The sequence below is a fragment of the Candidatus Dadabacteria bacterium genome, from assembly GCA_026706695.1.
GTDB lineage: Bacteria > Desulfobacterota_D > UBA1144 > Nemesobacterales > Nemesobacteraceae > Nemesobacter.
In genome coordinates, this window is record JAPOYE010000015.1 from 8,149 (window position 1) to 15,717 (window position 7,569).

Here is a 7,569-nt window from a genome sequence, read left to right on the forward strand (position 1 = left end):
TGCAGCACGGTTGAAAACAACAATCTCGCGATTCACGCGGTGCCGGAACTCGTTCACCAGAAGGTCACGTTTGACGTAACGGCGTCGCATACCCCGTTTGATGAAAAGTACTCTGAGCTTGACAATATCAGCGTGTTTACCGGAGGAGCGGGGTTCAAGGTAGCGGGGGTGAAGCTGGGTATGGGACTCAGTCACTATACAAACGGAACCTCTTATCCGGTAAAAGACGGAGATTCGTGTGTAGGTAATACCGCGTTGGCTGTGGCGGGTTTTGTTAACTTGGGCGAGAGCGCGAGGCTGAAACTGGGGATCGCCAGGAGCAGCGACCTGATAGACTCATTGTCAATCGATAATACTACTTTTCATGCGGGTTTACGTTTCGGATTCTAAGAATGGAACAAATGCAGGAGGATATAACTAAATGGACCTGAAGATAATTGACATTAATTTCTTTATGAAAGAGACGGTAGCGTCTTACCTTATCGAGACCGGCGAAGGACCGATGCTTATAGAAACAGGTCCCGATACAGCATTTGAGAATCTTAAAAGCGGTCTTTCGGACCTCGGCTACGCGCCCTCTGACGTAAAGCACGTGTTCGTAACCCACATTCATCTTGACCACTCGGGTGCCGCCTGGCATTTCGCCGAGGCGGGATCCACCATATACGTTCACCCGGTGGGGGCTCCGCATCTTGTTGACCCTGAGAAGCTCATGAGGTCCGCCACAAGGATATACGGGGACAAGATGGATGAGCTCTGGGGCGAGGTGAGGGGAATGGATCAAAGCAGCGTGGTTGCCATTGAGGACGGCCAGGTCATCAACATAGGGGGCGTAGAAGTAAGGGTTGTTGAGACAGCCGGACATGCCGGGCATCATCACTGCTACCTGATTGAGAACGCACTCTTTACCGGGGATACTGCGGGGTGCCTGATGGCGGGCGGGCCCATGGTTCCCGCAACCCCTCCTCCCGAAATACACCTTGAGAAGTGGAACGCTTCTATTGAGAAGATGAGGGAAATATCCCCCGACATTATTTATCTTACTCATTTCGGCGGGTACACGGATGTGGGTCCCATGCTTGACGCCGCCGCCGAAAAACTCGAAGAGTGGTCTGAGTGGATTGGCGAGAGATTGTCAGCCGGCAAGAGTGATGAGGAGATAACCGAGGAGTTCGGCGCCTACTTCAAAGAGATATTCGAGCGTGAGGGTACAAGCGAGGATGTTTACCGCAAGTACGAACTAATGGCTCCTTACCACATGAACGCCGGCGGCCTCATAAGGTACTGGAGGAGGCACAGGCTTTCTGATTCCTGAGTCTTTTCGCCGGAACGGCGGTTTTGTTTTCTTCGGTTCCTGTCGTTATAATTACTCGTTTTTGAATCGGGGTGTGGCGCAGCTGGGAGCGCGCAGCATTTGGGATGCTGAGGTCGGAGGTTCGAGCCCTCTCACCCCGACCATTTCTTCGTGATTTGATGCGTGACTTGGTTTTTTCCGCGCCCGTAGCTCAGCCAGGATAGAGCAACGGACTTCTAATCCGTAGGTCAGAGGTTCGAATCCTCTCGGGCGCGCATTTCGGTGGTGCTGGGGGAGTTTCTTTTTCAGAGAAGCGCGGCGCCTAGGAAAAGGTAGAAGGCGCTACCGAATATATCGTTGAACGTGACGAGAAACGGTCCCGATGATACCGCCGGGTCCATCTTTAGCCTGTTAAGAACCAGCGGGCCCGCGACTCCAAGGAACGAAGTTGTAAGCGTGGCTCCTACGATCCCCGCGAATATTACCAGAAACAATCTTGTAACATCAGCCTCCGCAGTATTCAGCAGAAGTCCGATCAGGGAACCCAGAATGCCGCTTATGATCCCCAGAACCAATCCCACCTTGAGTTCTCCCAGAAGAAGGTCTTTTATCTGGCTTTTAACGAAATCACCGGCGGCTATTGTTCTGACGGTGATGGTGTTTGTCTGAACTCCCACGTTTCCGCCCGTAGCCATGACCAGGGGAAGCAGGGCCGCGAGTACGATGAAATTCTCAAGAGTGGTCTGGAATTTTTGCATTATTATAATAGCCAGGACAAGTTCTCCCGCGAGGGCCAGCATTATCCAGGGAGCTCTCAGCCTCACGTTGTCGTATATGGACGTGTGTACAGGGTGCAGCCCCTCGCCGGTTATACCGCCGAGTTTGTATATGTCTTCTCCAGCCTCTTCGGATATGACGTCGAGTATGTCGTCGGCGGTTATCCTGCCGAGCAGCACTCCGGCACTGTCTACCACGGGAAGCGACACTTCGTCGTATTTCCTGAAGATCTTGGCTACTTCCTCCTGGTCCATTTCCGGAGTGGCCGTGATCTCGACCGGGTCCATTATGGTCCAGAGGGGAGAATCAGGCGCCGCTGTCGAGAGCTTAAGCGGGAACACTCTTCCGACGAGCCTCCCAGTTTCGTTCACCACGTAGACCATGTGCAGGTCCTCTACGTCGTCTTCGTCTTCTTCCTTGATCTGTCTTATGAGTTCAACGGTTTCTCTCGAGGTGGCGTTGTGCGGACTTTTAAGAACCTCGGTCTGCATGATTCCGCCCGCGGAATCTTGGGGATACTTTAGAAGCGGCGTCACCTCCTCGCGTTCTTCCGGATCCATGGCTTCGAGAACCTTCTTCGCCACATCTTCCGGCAGTTCTCCCAGGAAGTCGGCAGCGTCGTCCGATTCCATTTCTTCGGCCATCGCGGTGAGGGAAGTCTCCCTCATGGGTTTCAGTATGCTTACTCGTTCCTCGGGGTTAAGCTGGAAATAGACCTCGGAGGCTACTTCCGCGTCGAGGGCCTCGAGTATTAGATGTTTTTCTTTCTGAAGAGAAGCTTGTAGGAGTGACGCTATCTCGGAGGGGTGCATGGACTGGGTTATGCTTCTTACAGCATCCCAGTTCCCCTTCTTAACAGCCCTGTCTATCTTCTTTACCGTTTTCTTGACGTTAACCGGCATTGCGTTACTCTCGGTTCCGTATTTTCAGGAGGCAGGTTGAGATACTGCCCCTTTTCTGAACAGATTAGAATACAGTTTTCGATATCGATTACTACAAAAAATATATTCCCAACACATGTCCCGGGTCTTTTTGTCGCTACGGCTTTTCGATGCTCCAGATGGAGCCGGCAAGTGGTTTTCCATCTTTCCGTTGCGAAACAGATGCTTGCGGAGCTAATGTCTTGGCAATCTTATGTCCCGCTTTGCACGGTTATTCCAAAGAAGGGATTCTGTCGGGTGTTTCCATCCGTTTTACTTTATTCCAAGCGTCCTTCAGTTCTTCTTGCCGAAGAGATGCCCATTCAACAACTAGCCCATGAGCGCGCGGAGGAAGGTGTCCGCGCAATACTGTCAAGGTTTCGATATCCATCAGTACTTGATATTCGCCGTAAAACGCGTGGAAGTGAGGAGGTGCGTGGTCATCAAAATACATGCGTATAATGATTCCATAGAAGCGGCAGAGTTCAGGCATTTGCAAAAGAAGCGTCCGTCTCTGCCATCTCCGCAACTGATTTTCCGGTCAGGTTCATGTAGAGGGCGTCCGGACAGAGTTCAATATCATTTTCCCAAGCTATTGCTCCGTACGAGGTTATACGCACCACCTCGAAGCATTTACGATCATCCCAGGCTTTGAACACGCCATGCCCCGCCAAATGAGATAGATTAATTTCCCCAGCCGTGCCGTCCGAGTAGGAAAGCCAGATACGATAACCATCTCGCGGTTCTACTTTTGTTGCTCTGATCATCTTCTGTTTGCCCAATTACCGATGTTTGTACTCTGTTTCCATCATCTGATTACGGCGTTTAACGTGAGCGGGAGAATACTTTAATTCCTCGCTCGCAGTTAAGAAGCGCTTCGCATAAAGCGGATGAAATGGAACTTCAGTTAATGAGAACCATTATAACTTTTGCCGCACGTGATTCAAATTCGTACGGACAAAGCTGATCAAATCGAAAGCTGCCATCCGATTGAGAAGCTGTAATCGTTTTTAAGCTGCGGGCCGTCGAGGTTGCCGTCTATTTTCATGAAACCGTAGCGGTAGGAGAGCATCCATTCACCCGCTTTGCGAGCATGGTTTCCTATAACCCCTGTGGGGGCGTGATCATCGGGAAGCGAGGCTCCGTCGGCAGACGGGGTCTCGCAGAGGAATAAGAGAGAAAAAGTTGCGGCCAAGGCGAAAAGGAACACTTTTCACCTTGGGCACGCACAAAAACAGAATCTTTTCAATCCGGCACTACGTTACTTCTTTTTGCGTCTGCCGGTTTTTTTCGCGATAAGCTTCTTGAGTTCCCTGCGGTCGGGACTGAGCAGTTCCTTTACGTATTCGACGTTCACCTTCGTCACTATTATGTGACCGACTTCGGTGTTGACTGATTCGTAGATCCCGAGCCTCATCATCCCCTTGGTCTGCATGAGGTTGTCTTCCGTGGGGCTTACGTAATGCACGAAATCGGTTCTGTAACGGTGAATCAGGAACAGGTGAAGCAGGGTAGCAAGACGTTTCTGGCGAAGTGCGGGATCAAAATTGTTCTCGTCCCTCACCGTCAGTATCTTCTCTCCCTTTCTGTCCTGCAGTATCTCGAATATGACATCTCCTACCTTGTCGCCCTTGCCGTTTATGATGTTCAGCTCAAGCACGAAAGTTCCCACGGTGTGAGGCTTGAGTTCAACGGTGAAGCTGTCCTTAATCTTGTAGTGCCTCGTCCAAGCCTCGAGCCACTCTTCGAGAAGCTTGATCGAAACCTCCGTCTGAACCAGGTGCTGGAACTGGGTCGAACCCTTGCCCATGGCTTTCGTGGTTGCGGTTCTTCCGGAACTTGCGACGAGTGCTCCGTCCATTCGGGGTCCCCCGACATGGGTCTGCGGAGTCTTGTAAGGCGAATCTATGAGCCTCAGCCTTCTCTGCACGCGCGCCAGGGCGAGCATGCCGTCTTCCATAAGCGCGGTTGCGAACTCTTCGGCGGCCATGCCGTCGATCTGGTGGCCTCCGTAGGTTATGAAATCGAACACGAAGCCGAGCTTTCCTATCTCCTCGGGGAATTTCTTCATTTCCTCGTCGGTCATTCCCGTCGTATCCCAGTTAAAGGAAGGAGAGAGGTTGTAGGCAAGCATCTTGTCCGGAAAGACCTCGTGGATGGCGTCTGCGAACTGCCTTGCGTCCTCAAGGTCTGCCGTCTTGGTTTCCATCCAGAGCAGGTCGGCGAAGGGTGCCACGGCAAGCGACTTTGCGATTGCGTATTCGATTCCGCCTTTTACCTGGGAATATCCCTCGGGCGTTCTTGAAATCTCGGGGTCCCATATGTAGTCGATTCCCAGGGAATCGGCCTTCTCCATGGCGTCTTTGGTGGAGGCGGTTTTGGCAAACTCTCTCCACTGCTCGATGGTCATATCGAATTCAATGCCCTGCTCCATGTTAAACTCCATTAGCGTCTCTATTGTTTCGCCGAAGGTGCTGAGGCCGGACTCCTCTTCCCATATCTCGACGAACTTGGTGACTACGGAATCCAAAGCGGTTTCAAGTTCCTGGGTATCCCCCTTCATTGCTTCTATATTCTCGTCAATAAACGACGCTATGCCGGTTTGCTCAAGCCACTTGTTCGTTTCCGCGTAGACCTCTTTGCTTATCTTGTAGAGCTTGTGGCCGTTTATCTCCTTTACTCCTTTTTCGTGGATTCTTTTAAGGATCGTCAGGTAGGCGTTTTTGTAACTGGGTATATTGAGCTTGGTTGCTCCCAGAATAAACGGCTGGTCGCGCTCGTCCCCGTTTCCGTCAAGAAGGGTGGCGGCTTCGGCGTCAGTCCTTGAAACTATTATCCCCGGCACTTCCATGATATCGAGCTGGAACCGGGCAGCGTTAAGCCTCTTTATCTGCTCGTCAGAAGGAACGAGAACCTTTCCGCCCTGATGACCGCATTTCTTGGTTCCGGGCTTCTGGTCTTCTATGTGATAGCCTGTAACTCCTGCCTCGACAAACCTTCTGATAAGGTTTCTAACGTGGGCGTCTCCGCCGTGCCCAGTGTCCGCGTCGGCGATTATGAATGGGCTGTAATCGATCTCGGGCGTCTGTTCCCTTTCCTTCTCGGTCATCCTGGCCCGGTTGTATCTCTGGTTCTTGTCCGCGGCGAGAAGTGCCCTTACTATGGGGGCCGCCTCGTCCGGCACCTGGCTAAGCGGGTAGCTCGCGAGGTCCGCTCCCTGGTCCTCGCCGATCGATCCCTTTGCCGACGTGGCCCATCCGCCGAGATATATGCCCTCTATCCCCTTTCTTTTCATCATGACCGCCTGGCCGGGCGAATAGGGGCCGAAGGACGTTATCTGTTTTCGCTCGGCGAAAAGCTCGCGGAGTCTCTTGTAGAACGCCCCCGCGGCGTTTTTCGCGATCGAGTAGTCCCTTCTTATGGTTCCTCTCTGCTCCACCACCTGGCGGGGCGAGTAAAGACGGGTTATTCCCCTGAAGCGCGCGCTTGAGAAATACCTTTTCGTCTTCCTTATCTCAGCTTCTAACTGGCTCATCGATATACTCTCCTGAAAATAAAAATGGTTGTTTCTTCGGGAACCTAGATTACGAAATCGAGATTCTCGGTGATTCTCGTGTCATTGCCCGCGAACTCCGTCATGTAGAGTTCGATTCTCTGCGAGGCCACCTCGTGGTCGTGGTTGTTTAGGTTTATGTTGAGCAGGTCTATGTACCACGGCACCTTTACGTCGTCAAGCACGTAGGCTCTCACTATCTGCTTCGCTATCGGAAGGGTTGTGGGCTTGGAGATGTCGTGGACATCCCTGTCGCTTGCCGCCTGGAGCTTTGCGTACTCTTCCTCAAGAAGCCTCTCGAAGACCTCGACGGTGAACGTGTCCCCGGCCTTAAGCCCCGTCTCGGGGTCGTCCTCGGTGAGATCCGCTCCCTTGTGGATCCACTCCCAGAGTATGCTGAGCCTTATCTCTCCGGTAGCGGCGTCCTCCATCAGGTAGAGAATGTCGTCGTTTCCGAAGAAGTCGGCGGGCTTAAGCGCCGCGGCCTGGAATCCCTGGCCGAATGCGTTTCCGTACTGAAGTCCGACGCTAAGCAGGTTACGCGCCCCCCTTATCGTTCTCGGGGCGGGCTCAAGGAGTATTAGGCCGTCTGCGTCCTCCTGGGTGTAGGTAAGGGGAGGGAATTCCCTTCCGAGCTGGTTCTCCTCGCCGACCTTCTCCCAGACGGGTCTTATTATGTGGACCATCTTCCAGTGGGCTACCCATTTGCCGCTTGCTCCTTCCTGCTGCTCCCTTACGGCCCCGGCGTAGGCTTTCTCCATGCTGCTCTCGACCCCTTCCTTCGATCCCACGGGTATGTTGGGCTCCATGCCTCCCTGCCAGAGCGCGAAGTTCCCGTTTACGTCCGGGGTATTAACGGCCCTTCTAACGCGGTCCTCGTAGTTTCTCATGTATCCGTAGGTCATGGTGATCGACTCTATGTTCGGGTTAACGAAATCCTCATCCCACGCCATGGCATCTGAGACGCTGTTTATGTAATCCCACCTGCCGGTGTTAAATCCGGCGAAGTGCTTGCCCAAAACTGC

General features: G+C 52.8%; 7 protein-coding genes, 2 tRNA genes and 1 pseudogene. 4 read left to right on the plus strand and 6 right to left on the minus strand.

Annotated features, from left to right (window positions below; all coding sequences use genetic code 11):
- The 4 genes from OXG10_01120 to OXG10_01135 all read left to right on the plus strand — a co-directional run.
- A partial coding sequence (locus OXG10_01120; GenBank protein ID MCY3825975.1) for a hypothetical protein occupies positions 1–390 on the plus strand: 390 nt, incomplete at its 5' end.
- A 31-nt stretch (positions 391–421) separates the two neighbouring features.
- Positions 422–1,315, plus strand: coding sequence for an MBL fold metallo-hydrolase (locus tag OXG10_01125; protein ID MCY3825976.1), 894 nt, complete (start codon positions 422–424; stop codon positions 1,313–1,315).
- A gap of 67 nt (positions 1,316–1,382) precedes the next feature.
- A tRNA-Pro gene (locus tag OXG10_01130) sits at positions 1,383–1,458 on the plus strand.
- A gap of 36 nt (positions 1,459–1,494) precedes the next feature.
- Positions 1,495–1,569: transfer RNA gene (locus tag OXG10_01135), tRNA-Arg, on the plus strand.
- A gap of 30 nt (positions 1,570–1,599) precedes the next feature.
- Here the strand turns inward: OXG10_01135 and mgtE are convergent.
- From mgtE to OXG10_01165, 6 genes and pseudogenes are all read right to left on the minus strand, one after another.
- Positions 1,600–2,973: a magnesium transporter gene (mgtE, locus tag OXG10_01140; GenBank protein MCY3825977.1), complete on the minus strand. Its 1,374-nt coding sequence runs from the start codon at positions 2,971–2,973 to the stop codon at positions 1,600–1,602.
- Between the two features lie 250 nt (positions 2,974–3,223).
- The gene (locus OXG10_01145) at positions 3,224–3,484 is read right to left on the minus strand and encodes a DUF4160 domain-containing protein (GenBank protein ID MCY3825978.1); all 261 of its coding nucleotides are present in this window, start codon (positions 3,482–3,484) and stop codon (positions 3,224–3,226) included.
- On the minus strand, positions 3,477–3,758 hold the full coding sequence (locus tag OXG10_01150) for a DUF2442 domain-containing protein (protein MCY3825979.1): 282 nt from the start codon (positions 3,756–3,758) through the stop codon (positions 3,477–3,479). Before OXG10_01150 ends, OXG10_01145 begins: the two co-directional genes overlap by 8 nt.
- Before the next feature lie 254 nt (positions 3,759–4,012).
- Positions 4,013–4,186 (minus strand): annotated as a pseudogene (locus OXG10_01155) (transporter).
- 66 nt (positions 4,187–4,252) lie between these two features.
- Positions 4,253–6,526, minus strand: a complete 2,274-nt coding sequence (gene aceA, locus OXG10_01160; protein ID MCY3825980.1) for an isocitrate lyase ICL2 — start codon at positions 6,524–6,526, stop codon at positions 4,253–4,255.
- 44 nt (positions 6,527–6,570) lie between these two features.
- Positions 6,571–7,569: malate synthase (locus OXG10_01165; protein MCY3825981.1), on the minus strand; the 999-nt coding region annotated here is incomplete at its 5' end.

Coding starts and splice junctions, on each gene's coding strand:
- OXG10_01145 (MCY3825978.1), bottom strand. CDS start 3,484: ATGCCTGAACTCTGCCGCTTCTATGGAATCATTATACGCATGTATTTT.
- aceA (MCY3825980.1), bottom strand. CDS start 6,526: ATGAGCCAGTTAGAAGCTGAGATAAGGAAGACGAAAAGGTATTTCTCA.
- OXG10_01125 (MCY3825976.1), top strand. CDS start 422: ATGGACCTGAAGATAATTGACATTAATTTCTTTATGAAAGAGACGGTA.
- mgtE (MCY3825977.1), bottom strand. CDS start 2,973: ATGCCGGTTAACGTCAAGAAAACGGTAAAGAAGATAGACAGGGCTGTT.
- OXG10_01150 (MCY3825979.1), bottom strand. CDS start 3,758: ATGATCAGAGCAACAAAAGTAGAACCGCGAGATGGTTATCGTATCTGG.